This is a genomic window from Rhizobium sp. 01T444, assembly GCF_056398305.1.
In genome coordinates this window covers 219,460-243,536 of record NZ_JBFTPD010000001.1, presented here as the reverse complement: position 1 = coordinate 243,536, position 24,077 = coordinate 219,460, and the positions used below count along the sequence as shown (strand labels likewise).

27 protein-coding genes and 2 tRNA genes are annotated in these 24,077 nt (G+C 59.6%); 19 read left to right on the top strand and 10 right to left on the bottom strand.

The window, feature by feature from the left end; translation table 11 throughout:
* The first annotated feature begins 217 nt into the window (after positions 1 to 217).
* Together mscL and AC1DTN_RS01155 are read left to right on the top strand one after the other, a co-directional pair.
* Complete coding sequence (mscL, locus tag AC1DTN_RS01160; RefSeq protein WP_192728207.1) at positions 218 to 658, top strand: large conductance mechanosensitive channel protein MscL; 441 nt, start codon at positions 218 to 220, stop codon at positions 656 to 658.
* A gap of 122 nt (positions 659 to 780) precedes the next feature.
* Entirely contained in the window at positions 781 to 1,947 is a 1,167-nt protein-coding gene (locus AC1DTN_RS01155; RefSeq protein ID WP_477919624.1) for a pyridoxal phosphate-dependent aminotransferase, read from the top strand.
* On the opposite strand, the gene AC1DTN_RS01150 is transcribed toward AC1DTN_RS01155, so the two are convergent.
* The gene (locus AC1DTN_RS01150; RefSeq protein ID WP_477919623.1) at positions 1,944 to 2,624 is read right to left on the bottom strand and encodes a Type 1 glutamine amidotransferase-like domain-containing protein; all 681 of its coding nucleotides are present in this window, start codon (positions 2,622 to 2,624) and stop codon (positions 1,944 to 1,946) included. The two genes, AC1DTN_RS01155 and AC1DTN_RS01150, sit on opposite strands and share 4 nt — an antisense overlap.
* Before the next feature lie 474 nt (positions 2,625 to 3,098).
* Here AC1DTN_RS01150 and galE point away from each other — a divergent pair, with 474 nt between their 5' ends.
* The 3 genes from galE to AC1DTN_RS01135 all read left to right on the top strand — a co-directional run bounded on the left by galE (position 3,099) and on the right by AC1DTN_RS01135 (position 7,327).
* Positions 3,099 to 4,133, top strand: a complete 1,035-nt coding sequence (galE, locus tag AC1DTN_RS01145) for a UDP-glucose 4-epimerase GalE (protein WP_113323627.1) — start codon at positions 3,099 to 3,101, stop codon at positions 4,131 to 4,133.
* Positions 4,134 to 4,242: 109 nt separating this feature from the next.
* On the top strand, positions 4,243 to 6,198 hold the full coding sequence (locus AC1DTN_RS01140) for a putative bifunctional diguanylate cyclase/phosphodiesterase (RefSeq protein ID WP_477919621.1): 1,956 nt from the start codon (positions 4,243 to 4,245) through the stop codon (positions 6,196 to 6,198).
* Positions 6,199 to 6,265: 67 nt separating this feature from the next.
* Positions 6,266 to 7,327: an enoyl-CoA hydratase/isomerase family protein gene (locus AC1DTN_RS01135; protein WP_477919619.1), complete on the top strand. Its 1,062-nt coding sequence runs from the start codon at positions 6,266 to 6,268 to the stop codon at positions 7,325 to 7,327.
* Positions 7,328 to 7,348: 21 nt separating this feature from the next.
* On the opposite strand, the gene AC1DTN_RS01130 is transcribed toward AC1DTN_RS01135, so the two are convergent.
* Both AC1DTN_RS01130 and AC1DTN_RS01125 read right to left on the bottom strand, forming a co-directional pair.
* A complete protein-coding gene (locus AC1DTN_RS01130) occupies positions 7,349 to 9,409 on the bottom strand; it encodes an ATP-dependent helicase (protein WP_477919618.1) in 2,061 nt (686 codons plus the stop codon).
* A 114-nt stretch (positions 9,410 to 9,523) separates the two neighbouring features.
* Positions 9,524 to 9,802, bottom strand: coding sequence for a hypothetical protein (locus tag AC1DTN_RS01125; RefSeq protein WP_477919616.1), 279 nt, complete (start codon positions 9,800 to 9,802; stop codon positions 9,524 to 9,526).
* Between the two features lie 204 nt (positions 9,803 to 10,006).
* On the opposite strand from AC1DTN_RS01125, the gene AC1DTN_RS01120 reads away from it, so the two are divergent.
* The gene (locus tag AC1DTN_RS01120; protein ID WP_477919615.1) at positions 10,007 to 10,225 is read left to right on the top strand and encodes a BON domain-containing protein; all 219 of its coding nucleotides are present in this window, start codon (positions 10,007 to 10,009) and stop codon (positions 10,223 to 10,225) included.
* Positions 10,226 to 10,307: 82 nt separating this feature from the next.
* Positions 10,308 to 10,571 (top strand): hypothetical protein, encoded by a 264-nt coding sequence (locus AC1DTN_RS01115; protein WP_477919613.1) that lies wholly within the window; start codon positions 10,308 to 10,310, stop codon positions 10,569 to 10,571.
* A gap of 235 nt (positions 10,572 to 10,806) precedes the next feature.
* On the opposite strand, the gene AC1DTN_RS01110 is transcribed toward AC1DTN_RS01115, so the two are convergent.
* Complete coding sequence (locus AC1DTN_RS01110; protein WP_007821147.1) at positions 10,807 to 11,049, bottom strand: DUF982 domain-containing protein; 243 nt, start codon at positions 11,047 to 11,049, stop codon at positions 10,807 to 10,809.
* Positions 11,050 to 11,198: 149 nt separating this feature from the next.
* Positions 11,199 to 11,273 (bottom strand) — tRNA-Thr (locus tag AC1DTN_RS01105).
* A 154-nt stretch (positions 11,274 to 11,427) separates the two neighbouring features.
* On the opposite strand from AC1DTN_RS01105, the gene AC1DTN_RS01100 reads away from it, so the two are divergent.
* The 10 genes from AC1DTN_RS01100 to AC1DTN_RS01055 all read left to right on the top strand — a co-directional run bounded on the left by AC1DTN_RS01100 (position 11,428) and on the right by AC1DTN_RS01055 (position 17,565).
* Positions 11,428 to 11,637, top strand: a complete 210-nt coding sequence (locus tag AC1DTN_RS01100) for a hypothetical protein (protein ID WP_037071850.1) — start codon at positions 11,428 to 11,430, stop codon at positions 11,635 to 11,637.
* Positions 11,638 to 11,753: 116 nt separating this feature from the next.
* Entirely contained in the window at positions 11,754 to 13,046 is a 1,293-nt protein-coding gene (murA, locus tag AC1DTN_RS01095; RefSeq protein ID WP_007821142.1) for a UDP-N-acetylglucosamine 1-carboxyvinyltransferase, read from the top strand.
* 113 nt (positions 13,047 to 13,159) lie between these two features.
* Entirely contained in the window at positions 13,160 to 13,597 is a 438-nt protein-coding gene (locus AC1DTN_RS01090) for a DUF2948 family protein (RefSeq protein ID WP_477919611.1), read from the top strand.
* Between the two features lie 34 nt (positions 13,598 to 13,631).
* Complete coding sequence (hisD, locus tag AC1DTN_RS01085; protein ID WP_477919610.1) at positions 13,632 to 14,930, top strand: histidinol dehydrogenase; 1,299 nt, start codon at positions 13,632 to 13,634, stop codon at positions 14,928 to 14,930.
* Positions 14,931 to 14,934: 4 nt separating this feature from the next.
* The gene (locus AC1DTN_RS01080; RefSeq protein WP_007821133.1) at positions 14,935 to 15,408 is read left to right on the top strand and encodes a UPF0262 family protein; all 474 of its coding nucleotides are present in this window, start codon (positions 14,935 to 14,937) and stop codon (positions 15,406 to 15,408) included.
* A complete protein-coding gene (locus AC1DTN_RS01075; protein WP_477919608.1) occupies positions 15,405 to 15,890 on the top strand; it encodes an arsenate-mycothiol transferase ArsC in 486 nt (161 codons plus the stop codon). Before AC1DTN_RS01080 ends, AC1DTN_RS01075 begins: the two co-directional genes overlap by 4 nt.
* A gap of 120 nt (positions 15,891 to 16,010) precedes the next feature.
* The gene (infA, locus tag AC1DTN_RS01070) at positions 16,011 to 16,229 is read left to right on the top strand and encodes a translation initiation factor IF-1 (protein WP_003545338.1); all 219 of its coding nucleotides are present in this window, start codon (positions 16,011 to 16,013) and stop codon (positions 16,227 to 16,229) included.
* A 58-nt stretch (positions 16,230 to 16,287) separates the two neighbouring features.
* Positions 16,288 to 16,908 (top strand): Maf-like protein, encoded by a 621-nt coding sequence (locus AC1DTN_RS01065; RefSeq protein WP_113325745.1) that lies wholly within the window; start codon positions 16,288 to 16,290, stop codon positions 16,906 to 16,908.
* A gap of 122 nt (positions 16,909 to 17,030) precedes the next feature.
* A complete protein-coding gene (yacG, locus tag AC1DTN_RS01060; protein ID WP_310378916.1) occupies positions 17,031 to 17,243 on the top strand; it encodes a DNA gyrase inhibitor YacG in 213 nt (70 codons plus the stop codon).
* A gap of 246 nt (positions 17,244 to 17,489) precedes the next feature.
* A tRNA-Phe gene (locus AC1DTN_RS01055) sits at positions 17,490 to 17,565 on the top strand.
* Positions 17,566 to 18,234: 669 nt separating this feature from the next.
* On the opposite strand, the gene AC1DTN_RS01050 is transcribed toward AC1DTN_RS01055, so the two are convergent.
* Positions 18,235 to 18,468 (bottom strand): hypothetical protein, encoded by a 234-nt coding sequence (locus tag AC1DTN_RS01050; protein WP_477919606.1) that lies wholly within the window; start codon positions 18,466 to 18,468, stop codon positions 18,235 to 18,237.
* Between the two features lie 184 nt (positions 18,469 to 18,652).
* Here AC1DTN_RS01050 and ku (AC1DTN_RS01045) point away from each other — a divergent pair, with 184 nt between their 5' ends.
* On the top strand, positions 18,653 to 19,459 hold the full coding sequence (gene ku / locus AC1DTN_RS01045) for a non-homologous end joining protein Ku (RefSeq protein WP_477919604.1): 807 nt from the start codon (positions 18,653 to 18,655) through the stop codon (positions 19,457 to 19,459).
* Positions 19,460 to 19,492: 33 nt separating this feature from the next.
* Here ku (AC1DTN_RS01045) and ligD read toward each other — a convergent pair whose 3' ends face one another.
* Genes ligD through AC1DTN_RS01025 form a run of 4 tightly spaced genes read right to left on the bottom strand, consistent with a single transcriptional unit; the run spans position 19,493 to position 23,405 of the window.
* Positions 19,493 to 22,018, bottom strand: a complete 2,526-nt coding sequence (ligD, locus tag AC1DTN_RS01040; protein WP_477919603.1) for a DNA ligase D — start codon at positions 22,016 to 22,018, stop codon at positions 19,493 to 19,495.
* A gap of 2 nt (positions 22,019 to 22,020) precedes the next feature.
* Complete coding sequence (gene ku / locus AC1DTN_RS01035; RefSeq protein ID WP_439014068.1) at positions 22,021 to 22,863, bottom strand: non-homologous end joining protein Ku; 843 nt, start codon at positions 22,861 to 22,863, stop codon at positions 22,021 to 22,023.
* A gap of 12 nt (positions 22,864 to 22,875) precedes the next feature.
* Positions 22,876 to 23,109 carry a DUF2188 domain-containing protein gene (locus AC1DTN_RS01030; protein WP_439014069.1) on the bottom strand — a complete coding sequence of 78 codons (234 nt, stop codon included), beginning with the start codon at positions 23,107 to 23,109 and terminating at the stop codon, positions 22,876 to 22,878.
* A 32-nt stretch (positions 23,110 to 23,141) separates the two neighbouring features.
* A complete protein-coding gene (locus AC1DTN_RS01025; RefSeq protein WP_113321830.1) occupies positions 23,142 to 23,405 on the bottom strand; it encodes a hypothetical protein in 264 nt (87 codons plus the stop codon).
* A gap of 154 nt (positions 23,406 to 23,559) precedes the next feature.
* Here AC1DTN_RS01025 and AC1DTN_RS01020 point away from each other — a divergent pair, with 154 nt between their 5' ends.
* Entirely contained in the window at positions 23,560 to 23,988 is a 429-nt protein-coding gene (locus tag AC1DTN_RS01020; protein WP_113321831.1) for an OsmC family protein, read from the top strand.
* The last annotated feature ends 89 nt before the right edge of the window (positions 23,989 to 24,077 follow it).

The window sequence follows — 24,077 nt, the reverse complement described above, 5'->3', positions numbered from 1 at the left end:
CCCTCCGCCGGCGGACTATCCGCCGTCCTCCCGGAACAGTTCCGAGATTAGGGCAATTCAGCAAGTTTGAAAATTCCCGCGGCCTTGGTCTTAAGTTCTACGCGGATGGGGGCAGTGTCCGAATATTTCCAATTGCCGATTGATTAATTGAGATGAAGGTGTAGCTAATGAAAACAACGGCATGTCTTTGAAAATGCATCAAGGGGAGACAGATCGGATGCTCAATGAGTTCAAAGCTTTCATCGCCCGCGGCAATGTCATGGATCTCGCAGTCGGTGTTATCATAGGCGGCGCCTTCGGCGGCATCGTCAAGTCGCTGGTCGAAGACATGATCATGCCGATCGTCGGTGCGATCTTCGGCGGTTTCGACTTCTCCAACTACTACATTCCGCTGTCGAAGGAGGCCTTTGGGCAGCCAACCCTTGCACTTGCCCGTAGCCGCGGGGCCGTTTTCGCGTACGGCAATTTCATCACGGTCCTCATCAATTTCCTCATCCTCGCCGTGATCATTTTCCTGATGATCAAGGCTGTGAACATCCTGCGCGAGCAGGTCGAGCGCAAGGAAAAGGAAGCGCCGGCAGAGGTTCCGCCGCCGCCGGCCGATGTCGCGCTGCTGACTGAAATCCGCGATCTTCTCGCCAAGCGCCCAGCCGTCTGATCCGGTCCTAAGCCCGTTCGCTCCGGCCGGGCTCATCCATCACGAAAATCGATATGCCATCACGCAATGTCATAGGATTTGCGTCCGCAAATCCGCTATGAAGGCGTGAACTGGAGATATGCATGTCGATTGTAAGCAGCCTCAGCCCGCGCGCCATTGCAGCGCCAGAAAGCGGGATCGTCGAAGTCGTCAATTATGCCCGTGGCCGTGAGGGCCTCTTGCCGCTCTGGGTCGGTGAGGGCGATCTTCCCACCCCCGATTTCATCAATCAGGCGGCCATGCAGGCGCTCGCCGCCGGCGAGACCTTCTATACCTGGCAGCGCGGCATTCCCGAACTGCGCCAGGCGCTGTCGGATTATTACTTCAGGCATTTCGGCATCCGCCTTCCGGTCGAGCATTTCTACGTCACCGGTTCAGGCATGCAGGCAATCCAGATCGCCGTTCAGGCACTGACCTCGCCCGACGACGAACTTGTCTATCTTACGCCGGCCTGGCCAAATATCGCTGCCGCCCTGGAAATCGCCGGCGCCCGTTCGGTCGGCGTCGAGCTGCAGTTCGAAGGCGGCACCTGGGCTGTCGACCTCAATCGCATCGAAGCGGCGATCACGCCGAGGACCCGTGGCCTCTTCATCAATACCCCATCAAACCCGACCGGCTGGACCGCGACGAAGAGGGATCTGGCGGATATCCTGACGTTGGCTCGAAAACATGATCTCTGGATCATGGCCGATGAGATCTATGCGCGTTATTTCTATGCTGGTGGCCGCGCGCCGTCTTTCCTCGACGTCATGGAGCCCGGCGACAAGATCATCTTCGTCAACTCCTTCTCCAAGAATTGGTCTATGACCGGCTGGCGGGTCGGCTGGATCGTTGCCCCGCCGGAAACCGGGCAGGTGCTCGAAAACCTGATCCAGTATTCGACCTCGGGCGTCGCACAGTTCATGCAGAAGGGCGCAGTCGCTGCCCTCAACGAGGGTGACGCCTTCGTGCAGTCGAATATCGACAAGGCAACCCGCTCCCGCGATATCCTCTGCGATGCACTGATCGCCACCAATCGGGTCGAAACACTGAAACCCGATGGCGCGCTTTACGCCTTCCTCAAGATCGACGGGGTTACCGACAGCCGTAAGGCTGCGATCGACATCGTCGACAAGACCGGCGTCGGCCTTGCCCCCGGCACGGCCTTCGGACCCGGCGGCGAGCTTTTTCTGCGCGCCTGTTTCCTGCGCGATCCGGCGCAGGTGACAGTCGCGGCCGAGCGGCTTTGCGACTATATCCTGAAGCTCTAGGCGGAGCGACGCATCGCTTCCGGTAGCACGGGTAACAGCGTCACATTCCGGCCCTCGACGATGATGACTTCGCCGTCTCTCAGCGGCTGAAAGGGCGTGCCGGCTTCTTCAAGGAAGTGGACGGTCTTTTCGGCAGCTTCGGCCTCGTCATGGTCAGAGCGGTAATGCGGGACGATGGAGAAATCGACGAGCCCGAGACCGTCCCACAGGATTGCTTCGTCGTAATCCGGTGCAAGCTGCTGCGGATCGTCCATGATGTCGATGCCCTTTAGCGAGGGCGTTGCAACGACCGACCCGGCGCTGAAGCCGCCATAGACGAGCGCATCCTGGCGCAGCAATTCTCCGATGATGCGATCGAAGCCGCTCTGCCGCATGGCCCGCCGCAGAAGAAAGGCATTGCCGCCGACGCCCCAGACGAGGTCGAAGCCGGCGAGCGCCTTTTTCAGCGCGTGCGGTTGCCCAAAATAGTCTCGCAAATCCACTTCTTCCGCCTCGATCCCCCAATCGGCAAGTTCTTCCTTGGGATCGTAGATATTGGCCTCGTAGGCACGCCGGGCCTCGGCCGGAATGAAGTCCAGCGCGTTCTGGATGACGGCGGCGCGCCGTCCGCCATTGAGAAGTTTCCTCAGCCGGAAGGCGCTGGCGCCGAGCCGGTAGGATGACAGGTAGAGTCTCATCGTTGCCGCTCCCTGTTTTGGAGAAGCGGGTTACGAACCGGCATTGAGAGAAGATCTTGTGCCACGAGAAGTCCTTTGCATGGGGCGGACATCGGGGCAGAAACACAAAACCCCGCGCGTGTCCGGCGGGGTTGGGTCGGTGGTAGTGAACAGTTTCAGGTCACAAGCCGACGCCCCCACCGCAAAGGGTGGTCGTCATGCCCATCATCATAGCCTGGAACGCAAAGTTGTTCATGCACCTACTTTGACTTGCCGTGAACGCCTTGTCAACGCGCCCGGAATAAGGGGCGGCAAAAGGCGGTTTTGTCCCGAAACCGGCTGTTCGATAAAATTGTAGAAATACCTGAAATCCGCCTCTAACCACATCTCCAAACATACCGGCCGCAAAGGCTTTCCGAGGCCGTTTGATAACAAAATCGGAAAGGAAAAAGCCGTTCTGATGCTCCCGAAAAAGATAAAACAGGGAATGCAGACATGGCGGTTCTGGTGACAGGTGGGGCTGGATATATCGGCAGCCACATGGTTTGGACGCTGCTCGATGCCGGGGAAGATGTGGTCGTGCTCGACCGGCTCTCCACCGGTTTTCGCTGGGCCGTGGCGCCGGCGGCGCGCTTCTATCTCGGCGATGTCGCCGATCCGGATGTGCTGAAGAAGATCTTCATCGAAAACGATATCGAGGCGATCATTCATTTCGCCGGCTCCGCCGTCGTGCCGGCCTCGGTCTCTGACCCGCTTTCTTATTATGACAACAATTCCGGCAAGACACGTGTCCTGCTGAGTGCTGCGATCAAGGCGGGCATCCGTAACTTCGTCTTCTCGTCGACAGCCGCTGTCTACGGTCAGCAGAAGGGCTCCGCGCCCGTGAAGGAGACGGCGCCGCTCAATCCGGAAAATCCATACGGCCAGTCGAAGCTGATGACTGAAATGATGCTTCGTGACGCCTCTGCCGCCTATGACTTCAGCTATGTGGCGCTGCGTTACTTCAACGTTGCAGGCGCCGATCCGCAGCTGCGCACCGGCCAGTCGACCTCGGGCGCGACCCACCTCATCAAGGTCGCCTGTGAGGCCGCACTCGGAAAGCGCGACAGCATCGCCGTCTACGGCTTCGACTACCCGACCCATGACGGCACCGGTGTGCGCGACTACATTCATGTGAGCGATTTGACGGCAGCGCATTTGAAGGCGCTCCAGCATCTGCGCCAGGGCAGGGGGCCACTTGTCGCCAACTGCGGCTATGGCAACGGCTATTCCGTGCTCGATGTGTTGAACATGGTCACCCGCTTGAACGGTCACTCGTTCAAGATCAACATGGCGCCACGCCGGCCGGGCGACGCAGCAAGCGTCGTCGCCGATGCGACCCTTGCCCGTCGCGTGCTGGACTGGACACCGAAACACGACTCGCTGGAAACCATCGTCCGCAGCTCGCTCGATTGGGAACTCTTCCTGATGAACAGGAGCGTCGACGATCTGCACAGCATTCATCGCGCACTGGCTGCGGCTTCTTTCTGAAATGCAATCGAACATTTACCATCCCAGCGCAGTGCGGGTGGCCTGACGTTACGTGAATAAGGAATAATCAAGCTTTCTCTGGCTCGTTTCCGCCAAGGGAAAAGGGATCATGAAGAACTTCATCGCGTCACTACGGCTGCAAAAAGATAATCCGAAGTTTCTGGTGGCGCAGTTCGAAGCTTTGTCATCGCAGATTCCGATTCTGTACGTTCTCCTCGTCATCAATGCGCTGGCTGTCGCCATCACCCACATCAAGTCGGCGCCTCTTTGGCTTTCGCTCTACATCCCCGTCGGTCTCAGCATCGTCTGCGTCTTCCGCCTCTGCTGGTGGGAGATATCAGGCAAGGAAAACGTCACGCCGGAACGTGCGCTGCGGCTGATGAAGGTGACGCTGGTCGGCGCGGTGATCCTCACGATCGGCTTCGGCGGCTGGGCTATCGCGCTCTATCAATATGGCGATGCCTCGCAGCAGGGCCAGATCGCCTATTTCCTGGTCGTAACCGGCATTTCCTGCGTCTTTTGCCTGATGCATCTGCCGCTCGCCGCGGCAATCACCACGGTCATCACTTTCACAGCCATGATCGTGACCTTCCTCTTTTCCGGCAACCCGGTCTTTGTGGCCACGGCAGTCAGCGGCTTGTTCCTGGTGCTGCCCTTCCTGCGTGTCATCAACAGCTACTTCCAGAATTTCGCGCACCTGGTGCGGCTTGCCGAAGAGCTCAAGCAGAAACAGGCCGAAGCTGAGGAACTGAACCTCGTCAACAGCCGCAACGCGCTCCAGGACCAACTGACCGGCCTTGCCAATCGCCGCAGCTTCTTCCTGTCGCTCGAAAGGATGCTGTTGAAGGATCCGTCTTCACCGCCTGTCATCGGCATCATCGATCTTGATGGCTTCAAGCCGGTCAATGACGTCTTCGGCCATGCGGCTGGTGATCTCGTGCTGAAGGAGACAGCACGCCGCTTCGTCTCGCTGTTGGGCGATCAGGGTATCGTCTCGCGCCTTGGCGGCGATGAATTCGGCATCATCTTCCCCTCCGACATGACGCTCAGGGCCGTCTCTGACCTCGGTGTGGCGCTCTGTGCGGCCGTACGCGACCCCTTCGAGATTCCAGACGGCTCGGTGCGTGTTTCCGGTTCCTGCGGCATCGTCTATCCTGAGGTGGGCGAGTACACGGCCGAAGATCTTTACGAGAAAGCGGATTTCGCTCTCTACCAGGTCAAGAGCAAGCGCATCGGCGGTGTGGAATTCTTCTCGCCGGAACACGAAAAGATCCTGACGCAACGCTATCTGATCGAGCTGGAGCTGCAGGCTGACAATTTCGCCAAGGAGTTGAAGCTCGAATATCAGCCGATCGTGGAGCTGCGCAGCGGCCGCGTCGTCGGTTTTGAGGCCCTTGCGCGCTGGGATAGCGCCCGCTTCGGCCGCATCAGTCCGGATGCCTTCATTCCGGCCGCCGAACGCACGGCGGTGATCGGCCGCATGACACGCATTCTCTTCGGCCAGGCGCTCGACGCACTGAAGATCATGCCGGCGCACCTGCGCGTCTCCTTCAACCTGTCGGCCCGCGACATCTGCGATCATGAGACATCGATGGCATTGCTCGCGATGATCAGCCGCGCCGGCGTCGATCCGAAACGCATCGAGTTCGAGATCACCGAGACGGCACTCCTGTCCGACTTCGACACTGCCGATCAGGTGATCGGCATGCTGCGTGCTGCCGGCATCTCGATCGCGCTTGACGATTTCGGCACGGGCTATTCGAGCTTGAGCCACATCCACCGCCTGGCCTTCGACAAGCTGAAGATAGACAAGGCCTTTGTGATGAATTTCGACCGCGATGCGCGCTGCATGAACATCACCCGCTCCGTCGCCAACCTCTGCCAGAACCTCGGCATCGCCTCCGTGGCCGAGGGTGTGGAAAGCGAGGATGTGGCCGAGTCGCTAAAAGGCATCGGCGTAAGATTGGCGCAGGGCTATTATTTCTCGAGGTCGCTCCCGCTGGAACTGGCGATCGATTACGCGGCGCGGCGCGATGTCGCCGTTTCGCAGTCCCTCTCGGCCTGATTGATCAGTCAGCCACTGGAACCCCGACCCGACCCGGTTTATTCATGGGTCAGGAGTGAGGTGGATCATGGACAACAGCAATCAGAGCGAAGTCATTGTCGAGCGACGGGGCACGGCAGGCATCATCCGGCTGAACCGCCCAAAGGCGTTGAACAGCCTGACGATCCCCATGGTGCGCGCGATCACCGCCGCGCTTGATGAGTTCGCCACCGACGGAAACGTGGCCACCGTTATCGTCATGGGTGAAGGCGAGCGTGGCTTCTGCGCCGGCGGCGATATCCGCGCCATCCACCTGAGTGGCCGCGCCGGCGATGGTCTCGCGGAAATCTTCTGGCGCGAGGAATTCCGCCTCAACCACAGGATTGCCACCTATCCGAAGCCGTATGTGGCGCTGATGGACGGCATCACCATGGGCGGCGGCGTCGGGCTTTCCAGCCACGGCCGCCACCGCATCGTCACCGAGCGCACCCGCCTTGCCATGCCGGAAACCGGCATCGGCTATTTTCCCGATATCGGCGCCACATGGCTGCTGCCCCGCACGCCGGGCGAAAGCGGTACGTGGATGGCCCTGACCGGGCTCGATATCAATGCTGCCGATGCGATCCATACCGGGCTTGCCGATTTCTATATGCCTTCCTCGCGTCTCGAAGAGGCGGTCCAGCGTCTGACGAACCTGCCTGCGGGAAGTTCGTCGGACGATGTGGACGCAGCGCTAGGCGATCTCTCGGAACAGCCGGGCGAGGGCAGATTGCAGGCCAATGCCGCGATGATCGACCGTGCTTTTCACTTCAACCGCGTCGAGGACATCGCATCCGCACTGGGTGCGGAGGAGGGTGAATTCGCTGCCGAAACCCGCCGTGTGATGCTCACACGTTCGCCGACCAGTCTCAAACTTGCCTTGCGGCTGCTGAGAGCCGGCCGCCAGAGTGGCACGCTCGGCGAATGTCTTGCCCGCGAGCTCGGCGCCTGCATGCACATCCTGCATGGTCCGGATTTCTACGAGGGCGTCCGTGCAGCCGTCATCGACAAGGACCGCAATCCGAAATGGTCGCCGCCGACGATCGCCCTGGTCAATGATGAGATGATCGGCCGCTTCTTCGAGCCGGCAAAGCCGCCCCTTTTGCTCTAACCCTGCTGGTCAGGAGAGGTTTCAACGCCACATGCCGCGCATACGCGCGCCGACATCAATACGCACTTGCCGCGCCTGCTGGGCGGCTGCCGTATCGGTCTTGACCTGCGGCCAGCCGCAGACCTCGAAGAATTGCAGCAGCGTGGCTGGAATGAAGCGGCTGCGCGACGCATAGACATGCCGGTCGCCCTGCGAATTCTGACCATAAGTGAAGAAGCGTTGCGGCACGACGAGATCGAGACTGTCCTTGGCGCGGGTCATCGCCACATAGAGCAATCGCCGCTCCTCCTCGATTTCTGCCGTCGTGCCGACTGCGAGATCTGAAGGGATGCAGCCGTCGATGACGTTCAGCATGAAGACCTTGGTCCATTCCTGCCCCTTGGCCGAATGGATGGTCGAGAGGATGAGATAGTCCTCGTCGAGCAGCGGCACGCCTGCCTGATCCGAAGTCGCATCGGGCGGATCGAGTGTGAGCTCCGTCAGGAATCGCTCACGCGAGGCATAACCACCGGCGATCTGCTCGAGTTGCACGAGATCGGCAAGCCGCGCGCTCGCATCCTCATGCAGCCGTTCCAGATGCGGCTCATACCATCGCCGTACCAGCTCGATCTCGGCCGGCCAGCCAGCCTTGCCGGTCTTCAGCTCCTGCATGGTGGAAACGAAGGAGGTCCACTCCTCGCCCGAGCGCGGCGGTGCGGGCATGACGGCAAGCGCTGCGATCGGGCTTGCATCGTCAGCCATCTGGTCCAGCACCTTCTGCGCGGTGGACGGGCCAACACCCGGAAGGATCTGCATCAAGCGGAAACCAGCCACACGGTCGCGCGGGTTCTGGGCAAAGCGCAGCGCTGCCAGCATGTCCTTCACATGCGCACTGTCGAGGAATTTCAGCCCGCCAAACTTCACGAAAGGAATGTTGCGGCGGGTTAGTTCCACCTCAAGTGGGCCGCTGTGATGCGAGGCGCGGAAGAGCACGGCCTGGCTTTTCAGCTTCACGCCCTCCTCGCGATTGTCGAGAACCTTGTCGGCCACATAGCGCGCCTGATCGTTCTCGTCGCGCACCGTCACCAGTCGTGGCCGTTCCGGCGATTCCCGCTCCGTCCAGAGGTTCTTGGTGAAACGCTCGGAAGCAAGGTCGATCACCGCGTTGGCGGCGGCAAGGATCGGCTGCGTCGAACGGTAGTTGCGGTCGAGCGTGACGATATTGGCGGCCGGGCTGAAGGACGCCGGAAAATCGAGGATGTTGCGCACCGTGGCCGCACGGAAGGAATAGATCGACTGCGCATCGTCGCCGACAACGGTCAGGCCCTGGCCATCAGGCTTGAGGGCAAGCAGGATCGAAGACTGAAGCCTGTTGGTGTCCTGATACTCGTCAACGAGCACATGGTCGAAGCGGCTGCCAATATCCTCGGCGATCATGGGTTCGGCCACCATCTGTGCCCAGTAGAGCAGCAGGTCGTCGTAATCGAGCACATTCTGGCTCTGTTTCGACTCGACGTAACAGGCAAAAAGCTCACGAAGCTGCTTTTCCCAGGTGGCGCACCAGGGGAAGGCGTCGCGCAGCACCAGCGGCAGTTCCGTTTCGGAGTTTACGGCACGGGAATAGATGGCAAGGCAGGTGCCCTTCGTCGGAAACCGGCTTTCCGTCTTTGAGAAGCCGAGATCGTGGCGCACGAGGTTCATCAGGTCGGCGCTGTCTTCCCGGTCATGAATGGAGAAGGCCGGGTCGATGCCGATCTGTTCGGCATAGTTGCGCAAGAGCCGCGCGCCGATGCCGTGAAACGTGCCGCTCCAGGCGAGCGCATCCGCCATGATGCCGGAATTCTTGCCGAGAACCTCGCCGCAGATACGCTCGACGCGCCGGCCCATTTCGGCAGCCGCCCGGCGCGAAAAGGTCATCAGCAGGATACGGCGCGGATCGGCACCCTTGAGAACGAGGTGCGCAACGCGATGCGCGAGCGTATTGGTCTTGCCAGAACCGGCGCCGGCGATGACCAGCAGCGGCCCGGCCACATGGCTGCCGTCGGTGAGTGTGCCGTGCTCCACGGCCATGCGCTGCTGGGGATTGAGTCTTTCGAGATACATCCAGCCGTCCGGTTGGGCTTCGCGGGAGAATCAACGCCCGCGAATAAAATCAGATGTTCCTTGGATGTTCTCGATTGGCGCCGCTGTCAAGCAGGCGCTGGCTGCCATGCACTATTACGGAAAGTCCGGCACGATCTGCCGCCGCACCAGCTTCAGGCTGCGGTCGGGCTGGAGAATATAGGTTTCGTAGACGCGCTGGCCCTGCTGATCGTAGAAGTCGTTGTGGACGGCGCTGCCGATCGGCGATTTCGTCAGCTTCGTGCGCGGCTGCCCGCCATAGGTGATGCTGCCGGGAATGGGCTCCAGCGCAGGCGCGTCCGCGGCGGAACAGCCGGCCAGCAAGGGTACAGCCAAAAGGGTCGTAGCAAGCAGGGCAGGCACAAGCGCTTTCATCAACATTTTCCTCGGCCGCAATTGCATGGGGCTTCTGCCGACGGGAACAGGAGTATCGGAGCACCACCATCACGGCGACTATGCATCCAGCCGGCTGCGTATGGCAACAAACGTCGTCTTCTTGCGTTAAACCCCTATTAGGTAATGTCAGGAACGGTCATGGTGCTGCGGTTTCACGGCTCGCCACCCCACGAGGAAGCCTGGATGAAGGGCCACAACACGGCCGCCATGCGCGCGTCCGTGGAAAGCGCCCTGCATGCCGCAGCCGATCTCGATGCGACCGAAATCGTCGTCTCCACCATCGGCTCGTCCGTCATTCTCGAAGGTTTCGTGAGCCAATGGGGTGATAGCGAGCGGGCCTTGGCAATCGCCGAGGACATTGTCGGAAGCGGTTACGTGCATTGCCGCCTGCTGGTGAGATAAATCACGATCCGCACAGGAATTTCCAAGGAACCAACTCCCTGTCCCGCGTGTTGAAAAGCTGATTTCAATACGGGAGACAATAATGCAAACGCTGATACGCCTGTGGGCCGCGGCCCTGCTTCTGGGATGCGGCGCCTTTGCCGGCTCCGCCTATGCCTCACTTGAAACCGATATGAACTATTCGGCCCTGCCGAAAGATGAAATAGCGCTGAACGAATATACCAGCGCCGCTGTCTGCAATTCCGCCGAACCGCATTACCTACCGTCCTTCATCCGTGCCGCAGATGGCACAATCATCGGTGTAGGATATATTCAGGTGGAGGATGAGGATACTTCGGATTGCTGATAGAATATTCGAAGTTTCTTTCGAACGAGGCTCGTCTGCAGTCTCCCGCAGAAGGTGACGAGCCTCTAACCATCATCATGATGGCTGGCGTCGTTCTATTGATGAACAGATGAATGGCGCAATGTCTTTCGAGACAAAGCCCTGCGCGAGCTCCGGGCAGGGTTAAGTGAAAATTAAGCATTGCTTCGTTTCGGAACAGATCGGACTTCTGTTGTCCAATACCGCCGCCGAAAGCTTAATGCACTTTAAGCTTTGCTTCCTCGGCCGCCGCCATAAACTCCGCGCGGGCCTCTTCGACGGTCTTTCTTCCATCGAGCGCGGCGCGGCAGGCGCTGCGGGCCTTGAGATATTTCAATCCGCGTACGGCAGGCCAGAGATCGGTCAGGCAGGTCAGCGCGTCAAACGGTCCGTTAACCGTGCGTGCTCCCGCCTCTTCGAAACCTACCTTGATCGGACTATTCCATCGTTCAGTTGCCATCGACGCTCCTCCAGCATGTCTCGATAGAAACATTGAATGAAGCCTTCGGGTTCCTCCGCAAAGGCATTCAGAATGCTAATATTCTAGCGAGATTTTTGCCGGCAGCAATGGCGCCGATTGGCGCGGGGGATAATGCTAAAGGAGAAAACTGGTGCTGCCGAGTGGGATTGAACCACCGACCTCACCCTTACCAAGGGTGTGCTCTACCACTGAGCTACGGCAGCAGGACCAGACGCGAGAAGCGGAAACGCTCAATTCGCGTGAACGGGGCGGCTATTGCCACAGCTTCGGCAGGAGTGCAAGCCGCAAATTCCAACTTATCTGGGAATAACGTCCCGCCCACTTTTGGAATGGCGCGAATTCGGGTAGTTCTGGGGGATGAACGAAGAGACTGAGAAGGCCCGGCAGAGCCGGAAAGCGGCCATGGAAGCCCAAGCGGCATTGCGCCGCGAACGGGCTGCCGAAAAGCTGAGAGAAAATCTTTCAAGACGCAAACAGCAAGTGCGCGCGCGCCGATCCGGCCAGGCGGACGAGACGAATGGGCTGCCCGCTGCAAAAACGCCTGCCGCAAAAATGGACGAATCGTAATGTTCGGTCCGCGACGAATTGAAGCGTGCGGGGATTTGCTCTAAAGACCCCCACTTCTTGCCTTGCCCCCACAGGCAAAACTTTTGAGGAAAGGCGGGCCTCGCCCGTAAGTGCACATGGATCGTATCAGAATTGTCGGCGGCAATGAGCTTAACGGCATCATTCCGATTTCCGGCGCCAAGAATGCCGCGCTGCCGCTGATGATCGCCTCGCTGCTGACGAGCGATACGCTGACGCTCGAAAACGTGCCCCACCTTGCCGATGTCGAATTGCTGATGCGCATCCTCGGCAATCACGGTGTTGATGTCGCCGTCAACGGCCGCCGCGAGCGGCAGGAAGATTCCTACGCCCGCACGATCCATTTCACCTGCCGCACCATCGTCGATACGACCGCTCCCTACGAACTGGTCTCGAAGATGCGTGCTTCCTTTTGGGTCATCGGTCCGCTCCTGGCCCGCGAAGGTCATTGCCGCGTTTCGCTGCCGGGCGGCTGCGCAATCGGCACGCGTCCGGTCGATCTCTTCATCGACGGTCTGACCGCGCTCGGCGCGACGATGGAAATCGATGGCGGTTATATCAACGCCAAGGCACCGCAGGGCGGCCTCATCGGTACGCATTACACCTTCCCGAAGGTCTCGGTCGGCGCCACGCACGTCCTGATGATGGCGGCAACACTTGCCCGCGGCACGACCGTGATCGGCAATGCCGCACGCGAGCCCGAGGTCGTCGACCTCGCCAACTGCCTGAACGCCATGGGCGCAAAAATTTCCGGCGCAGGCACCTCGACCATCACGATCGAAGGCGTCACCTCGCTTTCGGGCGCGCGCCATCGCGTCCTGCCTGACCGTATCGAGACCGGCACCTATGCTATGGCCGTCGCCATGGCCGGCGGCGATGTCGTACTTGAAAATACCGATATTGCCCTGCTGGAAACGGCGCTGGAAACGCTGCGCCGCGCCGGCGCGGACATCTCGTCGACCAACAATGGCATGCGCATCAAGCGTAACGGCGCCGGCATCCAGCCGGTCGATATCGTCACGGATCCCTTCCCGGGCTTCCCGACCGACCTGCAGGCGCAGTTCATGGCGCTGATGACCCGCTCTTCCGGCATCTCGCATGTCACCGAAACCATTTTCGAAAACCGCTTCATGCATGTGCAGGAGCTTGCCCGCCTCGGCGCGAAGATCTCTCTGTCGGGCCAGACGGCCAAGATCGAGGGTGTCCAGCGGCTGAAGGGCGCCCCGGTCATGGCGACCGATCTTCGCGCTTCCGTTTCGCTCGTCATCGCCGGGCTTGCCGCCGAAGGCGAGACCACGGTTTCCCGCGTCTATCACCTCGATCGTGGCTTTGAGCGGCTGGAAGAAAAGCTGACCCGCTGCGGCGCCATCGTCGAGCGCGTCAGCGAGTAAGAAAGGGCGCTTATGCGCCCTTTATCCCGGTTGCGTATTTGGTCTGAGCGCCTTATCTCCCTTGTCTGACAGATCGCCGCAGGTGCGGCTGAAAGACATGGGATAGAGGCTGGATGACCGACCTGAAGCTTGTTGCGCTCGATAGCGAAGACTTGGCCGTCATTTCCGCACATATGCAGGACAGCGTCCTCAAGGTAGCCGATATCGACTGGTCGCCGCGCGACAAGCAGTTTTCGCTCGCCGCCAACCGCTTCGTCTGGGAAGAGGCGGCCCGCAAGCGCAAGGGTTTCGAACGCCGCCGCGCTGCTCTCGTTTTCAAGCGCGTGCTTTCCGTCCGCTCGATCGGCATCGACCGTGCTCGGCGTGACGACGTGCTGTCGCTGCTGGCCTTGCGTTTCGAGCAGAAGGGCGAGGGGCCGGAAGGCACGCTGGAGCTTTCGCTGTCCGGCACGGCTTCGATCGCCCTCGATGTCGAATGCATCGAAGTGCAGCTTGCCGATATCGGCGGCGCCTGGGAAACGACTTCTAAGCCGCGCCACCCCGGCACTTGAGCCCAACAGTTTCGATCAGAGAAGGAATACCGCCTTGGCAATCTGGCTCACTCAGGCATCCGATGGTTTTGAGCAGCGTTTCGCGGCTTTTCTGACCACCAAGCGGGAAGTCTCCGAAGACGTCAACGCCGTGGTACGCGCCATTATCGATGACGTGCGCACACGCGGCGATGTCGCTCTCGCCGAATATTCGAAGAAGTTCGACAGCATCGACTACGCCACCGTACCGATGCGCGTCACCGAGGAAGAAATCGACAATGCCGTCGAGGTCGTCCCCTCGGAAGTTCTCGGCGCCTTGAAGGTTGCCGCACTCCGCATCGAATCCCATCACCGTCGTCAGCTTCCGAAGGACGATATCTACGAAGACAATATGGGCGTGGGCCTCGGCTCGCGCTGGACGGCAATCGAAGCCGTCGGCCTCTATGTGCCGGGCGGCACGGCGAGCTATCCGAGCTCGGTCCTGATGAACGCCGTACCGGCGAGGGTTGCAGGGGTCGATCGCATTGTTATCGCCGTGCCGGCGACGGGCGGTTCGGTCAATCCGGCGGTGCTGGCCGCGGCCAAACTTGCCGGCGTCAACGAAATCTACCGCGTCGGCGGCGCGCAGGCGATTGCTGCCCTTGCCTATGGCACGGAAACGATTGCCCCGGTTGCCAAGATTACTGGCCCAGGCAATGCCTATGTGGCCGCCGCCAAGCGCCAGGTCTTCGGCACTGTTGGTATCGACATGATCGCCGGCCCGTCAGAAGTGCTTGTCATCGCCGACAAGGACAACAATCCCGATTGGGTTGCTGCTGATCTGCTCGCCCAGGCCGAGCATGACGAGAGCTCCCAGGCCATCCTGATCACCGACGACGAGGAATTCGGCAAGGCGGTCGAAGCGGCCGTCGAACGGCAGCTGAAGACGCTGAACCGTGCAGAGACTGCTGCGGCTAGCTGGCGCGATTTTGGCGCAATCATCCTTGTCTCCGATCTCAAGGATGCCATTCCGCTCGCAAACCGTATCGCCGCCGAACATCTGGAACTCGCCGTTGCCGATCCCGATGCCTTCGTGGACAAGATCCGCAATGCCGGCGCGATCTTCATCGGCGCCCACACGCCCGAAGTGATCGGCGATTATGTCGGCGGCTCCAATCACGTGCTGCCGACGGCGCGTTCCGCCCGCTTCTCCTCCGGCCTTTCGGTTCTCGACTTCGTCAAGCGCACCTCGATCCTGCGGCTAGGTCCGCAGCAGCTCCGTGACCTTGGCCCGGCAGCGATTGCGCTTGCCGTTTCCGAAGGCCTCGATGCCCATGCGCGATCGGTCGCGATCCGCCTGAACGTCGAAAGGTGAGGGAATGGTGAAGGACGACTTTCGGCTCTGCGACGTTGTCCTTGACGATACGATCGGCCGTTCGACTCCTGATGTCGAGCATGAGCGCGCGGTGGCGATCTTCGACCTGATCGAGGAGAATTCCTTCACACCCGTCGGCCATGCCGGCGGCCCCTACCGGCTGAACATTTCTCTGGTCGATTCCAAGTTGGTCTTTTCCATCACCACGGAAAAGGGCGAGAATGTTGCAACCCATATCCTGTCGCTGACGCCCTTCCGGCGGATCGTGAAAGACTATTTCATGATCTGCGAGAGCTATTACGAGGCGATCCGCTCGGCCTCACCGAGCCGCATCGAGGCGATCGATATGGGCCGGCGCGGCATTCATAACGAAGGTTCGCAGACCCTGAAGGACCGTCTCTCGGGCAAGATAGATGTCGATTTCGACACCGCCCGGCGTCTCTTCACGCTGGTCTGCGTGCTCTATTGGCGTGGATGACGGCGATGGAGCCGCATGTCGAAACGGAGGACGGAAAGCGGCCGGGCGCCATCCTCTTCATGTGCGGGCTGAATGTCATCCGCTCGCCGATGGCAGAAGCGATCGCCCGTAGCATTCTGCCCGGAAATACCTATATAAGGTCTGCCGGCGTTCGCGCCGGCGAACGCGATCCTTTCGTCGATGTGGTGCTGGAAGAAATAGGCCTGTCGCTCGGCCGCCGCCAGCCGCAGACGCTGGAGGAGCTTGAGGACGATTATTTCGACCTCATCATCACGCTCTCACCGCAGGCCCATCACGCAGCACTTGAGCTGACCCGCTCCAGTGCCGTTGACGTGGTCTACTGGCCGACCATGGATCCGACGGTCGCGACCGGAACGCGCGAGCAGATATTGGACAGCTATCGAGAGGTTCGCGATCACCTCGCCGGCCTCATCGAAAGCCGGCTACTCAAGAGAAATGGCATCGCCGCGCAATCGGCATGAAACAAAAGATAGAAAGCCCGATCTACGAGGTTCACAAATCCCCGTTGATTGTGTAGTTTCCGCGCAAATTTTGAGGCGCCCAGCGCCGCTTTACCCAACACACAGGAAGAAAACCCTTATATGCCGAAAGAAGAAGTCCTCGAATTCCCGGGTATCGTGACCGAACTTCTGCCGAATGCGACATTCCGCGTGAAGCTCGAAAACGAGCATGAGATCATTGCCCACACCGCCGGCCGCATGCGCAAGAACCGTATCCGCGTTCTCGCCGGCGACAAGGTTCTGGTCGAAATGACGCCCTACGACCTGACGAAGGGCCGCATCACCTACCGCTTCAAGTAAGCTTGGTCTGCGAAGCTCCCCGGAGTTTCCGCTCCCGCCTGCCGATGGTCGAGGTTCCATGGCGCTGAAATACAAGCTCATTCTGGCCTCGGGCTCGCCCCGCCGCGTCGATCTGCTCAATCAGGCCGGCATCGAGCCTTCGCGCCTGATGCCGATGGATATCGACGAGGCACCGAAGAAGTCGGAGCATCCACGCTCGCTCGCTCGCCGCCTCTCAGGCGAAAAGGCGGAAGCGGCACTTGCCGCCATCAAGGGCGACATCACCTGGAAGGGCAGCTATATCCTGTCCGCCGATACGGTGGTCGCTGTCGGTCGCCGCATTCTCGGCAAGGCGGAATTTGCCGATGAGGCGTCAAACTCGCTGCACCTGCTCTCCGGCCGCAACCACGTTGTCTATACCGGCATCTGCCTGATCACGCCCGATCGCAAGGTGCGCCACAAGATCGTCGAGACGAAAGTGCGCTTCAAGCGCCTGTCGAGCTTCGAGATCGAAAACTACATTGCCTCGGGCCAATGGCGCGGCAAGGCCGGCGCCTACGGTATCCAGGGGCTGGCTGGCACCTTCGTGCAGAAAATGGTGGGCTCCTACACCAATGTCGTGGGGCTGCCGCTTTATGAAACCATTCTGCTTCTGACCGGCGAGGGCTTTGATGTCCACAGCCGTTGGCCCGAGGGCTGATCTCCCGCTAGAGCGCCGTGCGTCCATTCGGGCGCACAAAGGACGCTCTAGCTTGTTGAATCTACTCATCAGGCTTTCCGAAAATCGGAACGATTTTCGGGCCGATGTTGTAGGAGGAAACCATGTCTGATGAAATGAAGACCGACGACAAGGTCAAGCCGCTGCGCAAGACGCGCCCCTGCCCGGAATGCGGCAAACCGTCGAACCGCGAACACTATCCCTTCTGTTCCAACCGCTGCCGCGAAGTGGACCTATCGCGCTGGCTGACGGGCTCCTACGCCATCCCCGTGGCCGACGACGAGACGAAGGCGGATTATCCCGACGAGGAAAACTAGGGCAACTCCAGCAAAAATGTGCAGCGGTTTTTGCGTCCGCAATTGCGTGAAGACCAAGGAACAGACTAGGTTGTCCACTGCGAAGCCTTTATTTTTCCTCGCAAATCGCCAAAATCCGCAGGACCGTCAAAAAACTATCATTTGATGCTTGCCATGGGCGAACAAGATGCTATAACCCCGCTCGCTTCCGGGGCGAACCAAGGCCCTGACATTCTCAAGCAGGATGTTTCCTAGGAAGCATGGCTAGCCCAGGTAGCTCAGTTGGTAGAGCAGCGGATTGAAAATCCGCGTGTCACTGGTTCGATTCCGGTCCTGGGCACCATTCAATCTCTGAAGCATTTCTATCCAAACATACATGGCATTGTAGAATGCGGTGTATCCACCTTTGTGCGCTCGGTAGGCGCGACTTCACGACATCATGAGCGGCCCGCCTTTTGAGGCTCATCATCATGCAGGAAGCAGATATCGATCCTCAGGGGAGAAAATGTTTCCAACTGGTTGTGGATCTAACCTGACTGGGGTAGCGCGCCGTACACTAAACCCTGCGCCATCTTCACCTCCTCTGCACAATCCCGCGTAACCCTCGGACCTTAGTCCGTTTCGGATAGGCGCATTTTTGCGCATGATCCGAAATTGGATCGCAACAATGGGGAGGATACTGTGATCTACGAAAAGCGGAATATTACCGACAGTCCGAAAGAACGGACGCTCTTCGAGAGGGAAGCAGCGGATGCCCTCAACAAGCATTATCGGCGTCCGATCGCTATCTGGTTTTCCTGGCAGCCAGGGCAGAAGCCTAACACCATCGATCTGCGGGCCACTCCCCAGGTACTAACTCAAGCTGAGAGTCGAGGTCCGAGAGGGCTTCCATGATTTGAGAGACCGTGCCGAACGAACTGCGGGACGATGCCCATGCAAACTCCCGACCCTTTGCGTTGACGTTCGATGGCCGCTTCAGTTCTCATCGGCTGCGACGCTCCGCACCGCATCGTCAAACAGAAATGTCGTGCGGCTCTTCAACCGGCCGGAATTCCGGCGGACGAGAGAATGGCGAAGGTCCGAGGTCGAAGCTCGAGAACCAGCCCGGCGGTCCGTATTTTGTTTCGTCGCTCAAATTCGGCGGCGGAAACAGTCCGGCAAACTTCGCGTAGGAGATCATCACGCCGAAAAACAGCGTAAGGGCGAAGGCGACTTTCTTGGCTCGGGAGACATCATCTTTTTGCATTTGTTTGCCTGCTCATAACGAACATCGAACCAGTTGGTACGAAAATCGTGTCAGGAAATTGTCGAAACGAATATGTGATTGCGACCGGGCCTCTTGGCCGTTGCATTCCGTTGGAACGTCGCCGGAATTTTCTCTCCAATATGGAATGGACGGAACCTCTCGCGACCATTTCCGTTTATGGCCCATGGCCCGTCAAACATTCTGGAAAGGTTACCTCAAGCTCTCGCTTGTCACCGCGTCCGTTTCACTGACGCCGGCGACGACGGAGTCGAGCAAGGTGCGGTTTCATGTATTGAACCGCGCAACGAAAAACCGCGTCGAAAGCCGCTATGTCGATAGCGTCACACACAAGCCCGTTGCCGAGAGGGATCAGATGAAAGGCTATCCGCGTGGCGAGGACGACTATGTTCTGCTCGAGGACGAGGAGATCGAAGAGGTGGGGCTGGAAAGCACGCGCACAATCGATATCGATACTTTCGTGCCGCGCGGGTCGATCGACTGGATCTGGTACGACAAGCCGCATTTCCTGGCGCCGGAAGACAAGGTCGGCATTGAGGCCTTCTGTGTGATCCGCGAGGCGATGAAAGCCAACGATGTCGTCGGCATCGCTCGGCTGGTGCTTTACCGGCGAGAGCGTGCGGTGCTCCTGGAACCCCAAGGCAAGGGCATCATTCTCTGGACGCTGCGTTATGGAGACGAGGTGCGCGAACCGGCCGCCGAACTCGATATGAAGGCGAAGGTCGATAGCGAGTTGCTGACCCTGATGAAAAAGCTGGTCAAGGAAGAGACGAAGGAATGGAGCCCTTCGATGGTACAGGATCCGGTTCAGAAGCGGCTGAAGGCGTTGATCCGCAGCAAGGAAAAGAACCTCAAGAAGGCTGCCCCGGCTCGCAAGCCTCCACCGGTGAAATCGACGGGCAATGTCATCAACATCATGGATGCACTGAAGAAGAGCCTGGCCACTGAAGGCGGTAGCGGGAAGTCGCGATAATCTTAAAAAGTCAGCAGGGTTGGAAGTGAAGCCCTATCGCTTCCGCTTCTGCAATGGCTTTGCCGCCGCAAAGAACCCATCCCAAGGGTCCTTGCTAAGCGCATCGAGCCGCGCCGGCGTATTATCGACGGTGAAATAGGCGGGGCCGATTTCGGTGGTCAGTTCACTCCATTCCAGCGGCATGGAAACGGCCGCACCCGGGCGAGCGCGCGCGGAATAGGCGGCAACGGCGGTGTTGCCGCGGCCGTTCCGAAGATAGTCGATAAAGATCTTGCCGCTGCGCTTCGCCTTGGTTGCGGTTGCAAGATAGCGCTCGGGATCATCTTGCGACATGCTGTCTGCCAGCCATTTGGCAAAGCCCTTCACATCCGCCCAATCGGCCTTCGGCTCAAGCGGCGTCACTACATGCAGGCCTTTGCCGCCGGATGTTTTGACAAAGGCTGCAAGGCCTTCACCTTCGATGCGCTCCTTCAATTCGTAAGCTGCCGCTATCACATTTTCCCATGGCACATCCTCGCCGGGATCGAGGTCCATGGTGATCATATCGGGTTTTTCCCAATTGTCCGTCGTCGTGCCCCAGGGATGGATTTCCAGCGCGGCCGATTGCACCAGCGCCACGACACCGTCGAAATCGGTAATGCGCAGCAGCTTCTCGCCACCCTTGTCTTTGGGGTCGGTAATTTCCTCGATATGGTCGTTCATGCCTTTCCAGGCATGTTTCTGGAAAAAGCGCTGATGGCCGGAAATCCCGTCGGGCAGGCGCAGCAGGGCAAGCGGCCGGTTGACCACATAGGGCGCCATGAGGTGCCAGACCTGCGCATAATAATTGGCGAGGCCTTCCTTGGTGACGCCCTCATCCGGCCAGTAGATGCGGTCGGGATGAGTGAGCGGCACCGCCAATTTCGGCAGGTTTTTCGTGGTCGTCTTTTCCATCTCGCGCACAACGTCCTTTACCGGCTTGTCCTCCCGTAATCCGCGGAAGGCCGCGTGGCGCAGATTACCATCCGCCGACCATGCGCGGAACTCCACTTCGGCAACGAGCTGCGGCTTGACGTAATGCAGGCCGCGCCGTTCCTCGGCGGTCAGCGTGTCGTCGAAGGAATTCTGCTTCATCTCCATCGCAGAAAGCCGCTCGTAAAGCATCTGCGCCGTCGCGACCGTGAAACCAGTGCCGACGCGGCCGACATGCTTCAGCGCGCCATCCTCGTAATAACCCATGGCGAGCGAGCCGATGGCATTCTTCATCGCGGTCGAGGGCACATAGCCGCCGATGACGAATTCCTGCCGCTGCGAGCATTTCGACTTGATCCATTCACCGTTGCGGCCGGAAATATATTTGCTGTCGCGCTGCTTGGAGACGACGCCTTCGAGGCTGAGCCGGCAGGCGTGATCCAGCACCAGCCCGCCGTTCTCGTTGAAATGCGTGCTGTAACGCAGCTTGCTGCTATCTTTGGGAACCACGGTCTCCAGCAGACGTTTGCGTTCGAGGAGGCTTACATCGAGCAGGCTGTATCCGTCGAGATGGAGCAGGTCGAAAGCATAGAAAACGAAGCGGTCGTAACGACCTTCGCTAAGGTCGTGCTGCAGGGCGGAGAAGTCCGACGCGCCGTTATCGCGCTCGACGACGAGTTCACCATCGATGACGGCCGTTTCGACCGGCAAAGATGCAAAGGCATCGACAAGGTCCCTGCCGAATTTCTCCGTCCAGTCGAGACCGCCGCGTGTGAGCATCGTCACCCGCCCATTCTCAATATTCACCTGCAGCCGGTAACCGTCGAACTTGATCTCGTGGATCCAGCCCTCACCGGCCGGTGGCTTGGGTTTCAGCTTGGCGAGCGCCATCTCGATGAAGTCGGGCATATCAGCTTTTTTCGCGCCCTTCGGCCAATCCCGCTCTTGTGGGGCAGGGGACTTTGCCCTTCTCGCTGGCGGCGCCTTGGCCTTTGCGGCAACGGCCTTGCCACCCTCCGGTCTGGAGTGCCAGGTGGCATCGGGATATTCCGCCACCTCTTCGAGTTGCCGGCCGGTCTTGGCGGATTCGGGGCGCTCTTCGAGGATATCGGCTTCGCCCTCACGGCGGGCTTCTTCGTCGTCGCCCTTGATGAGCAGCCAGTTTTCGCGCTTCTCGCCGGGTTTTCCATGCATGCGCACCAGATGCCAGCGCCCCTTCAGCTTCTCGCCGTCGAGTTCGAATTCCATGTGCCCCTTGCGATAGGCCTTGTGCGGATCGCCGAGCGGCGTCCAGCTGCCGCGATCCCAGACGATGACCGTGCCGCCGCCATACTGTCCCTTTGGAATGATGCCTTCGAAATCGCCATAGGAGAGAGGATGATCCTCGACATGGACGGCAAGGCGCTTGTCTTCGGGGTTAAGGCTCGGTCCCTTGGTGACGGCCCAGCTTTTCAGCACGCCGTCCATCTCAAGGCGGAAATCATAGTGCAGGCGGGTGGCGTCGTGCTTCTGGATGACGAAACTGTTGCCTGTCGCCCGGCCTTTCCGGCCGCGCGGCTCCGATGTGATCTTGAAATCGCGTTTGGCCTGATAGGTTTCGAGCGCCATGATCAGCTCGCTTTTCTGCTGGTTCTATCAGAGGTCTTGCGTGCGGCAGGCTTCTTCGCCGGCGCCTTGCCGCCCATTTTCGCACTTTGGCGCAGCGCCTCCATGAGATCGACTACCTTGCGCTCCGGCTCGCGCTTGCGTTTCGGCGGCGCCCGCCCTTCGATCTTGGCTTTCACCAGCTCGACGAGCGCGGCCTCGTAGCGGTCGTGGTATTCACTCGGGTCGAAACGGCCCTCTTTGGTGCCGATGATATGGCCGGCAAGCTCCAGCATCTCCTTGTCGAACTTGATATCGGGAATGTCCTTGAAGACGGAGCTTGCCGAGCGCACTTCATAGTCGAAGTTCAGCATGGTCGCGATGATGTGGTCGTCATGCGCGCGGACGAGCAGCGTGCGATTGCGGCGGAAGAGCACTGCTTCGGCAAGAGCTGCCACCCTGCCGTCAACCATGGCTCTGGCAATCAATGCGAGGGCTTCCGCATCATGCTCGTCGACTGGTGCCAGATAGTAGGGGCGGTCGAAATAGAGCTTGTCGATCCCGTCGAAGGGAATGAATCCCTTCACGTCAAGCACCTTCTCGCTTTCGGGCATGATCTCCGATATCTCATCACCTTCGATGAGGATGTAGTCACCGCTCTCCGTCCGATAGCCCTTGACCTGATCGTCGCGCTCCACCGGCTTGCCGGTTTCGCTGTCGACGAACCGCCGCTCAACGCGATGGCCAGTCCTGCGGTTGACGATGTTGAAAGAGACGCGTTCGGAAGAGGAAACGGCGGTATAAAGGCCAACGGCGCAAGCAAGGTCGCCGACCTTTAGATGGCCCTTCCAGCTTGCGCGTCCCGCCATCGTCTCCTCCGTTCAGAGCCTGCTGTTGCTTTTGTCGGTGTCGATCTGCTGGAATTTCCAGCCGCTTCCATCCGGCGCCGGGTAGGCGAGCAGCGCATCGCCCTTGCCGATCTTCTGGCGCGCGGCTGCGTTTCTTGCGCGATCCATCGCCTGTTCTGCTGTGGCATAGGGTTCAGACAATGTATCACCGAGCTTGTAGGCCCAGCCATTGTCATGCGGAACGATCTGATAGGTGATGTCGGCCATGTGCTTTCCTCCTTGTCAGCCGTTCTGGTCATTCATTGCCGGGACGAGCGGCTGCGCCGCTCGTCAAGCGCGATGATCTTTTCAAGCGATGCTATATCCTCGCTGGTGACGACAGGAACCGGATCGGCGGCGATCGCCTCCAGTACTTCCTTGGATACCGCACCGTTGCGGATTGCCCATTCCAGCGTCTCACGTGTCTCCCGCTCGGCCTTGAGCTGGGCATAGAGCGCGACGATCAGCCGGTCGCGCGCATCCATACTGCTGCGTTTGCGGTCGATCTTGCGGATGCCGGGCATGGGAAAGTCCTGCCTTCATGAGGTTTTTCAGGTGAAAAAACCGCTGAACAGAGGAAAGGTTCCGCTGAGCGGTGCAACGAAAATCAAAATCGCCGCATTGCGGGTTTGCGGCCGAGACACTATCTGAAAGCTCTATTCAATAGAGGATTACAATATGGCCGATCTCAAGGCGCGTCCCCGTCCCACAGGTGCAAGTGCCGTTCTTGGTCGTACCGGTTTTCCGCACGTTACGTCGGTCACCGGCGGTGAGATCGATATCGTCACCAGCCCATCACAGCCGGGCTTCAACCCGCTCGACCTGCTCTATTCCTCGCTTTCGGCCTGTCTCGTGCTGAGTGCCCGCATGGCGGCAAGCCAGCTCGGCGTCCTCGACAAGATCACCGAGATGACCGCTGATGTGACCGGCGAAAAGGCGGCGGAAGGGCTGTCGCGCGTCGCCAAGTTCAACATCATCTTCTCCATCAAGGGCGATATCGACGAGGAAACGCGCCGCAAGATTGCACATATGGCCGAAGACGAAATCTGCACCGTCAGCAACACCATCAGAGGCACTCCGGATTTCGCAACCACGATCTCCGGCTGATCGGGTCGCCGCAGGTTTCTGCATGAAAATTATAGACAATGGGACCGGAGCATTGCGTGGCCTCCGGGCTCCACCTATGCTCCGGCATC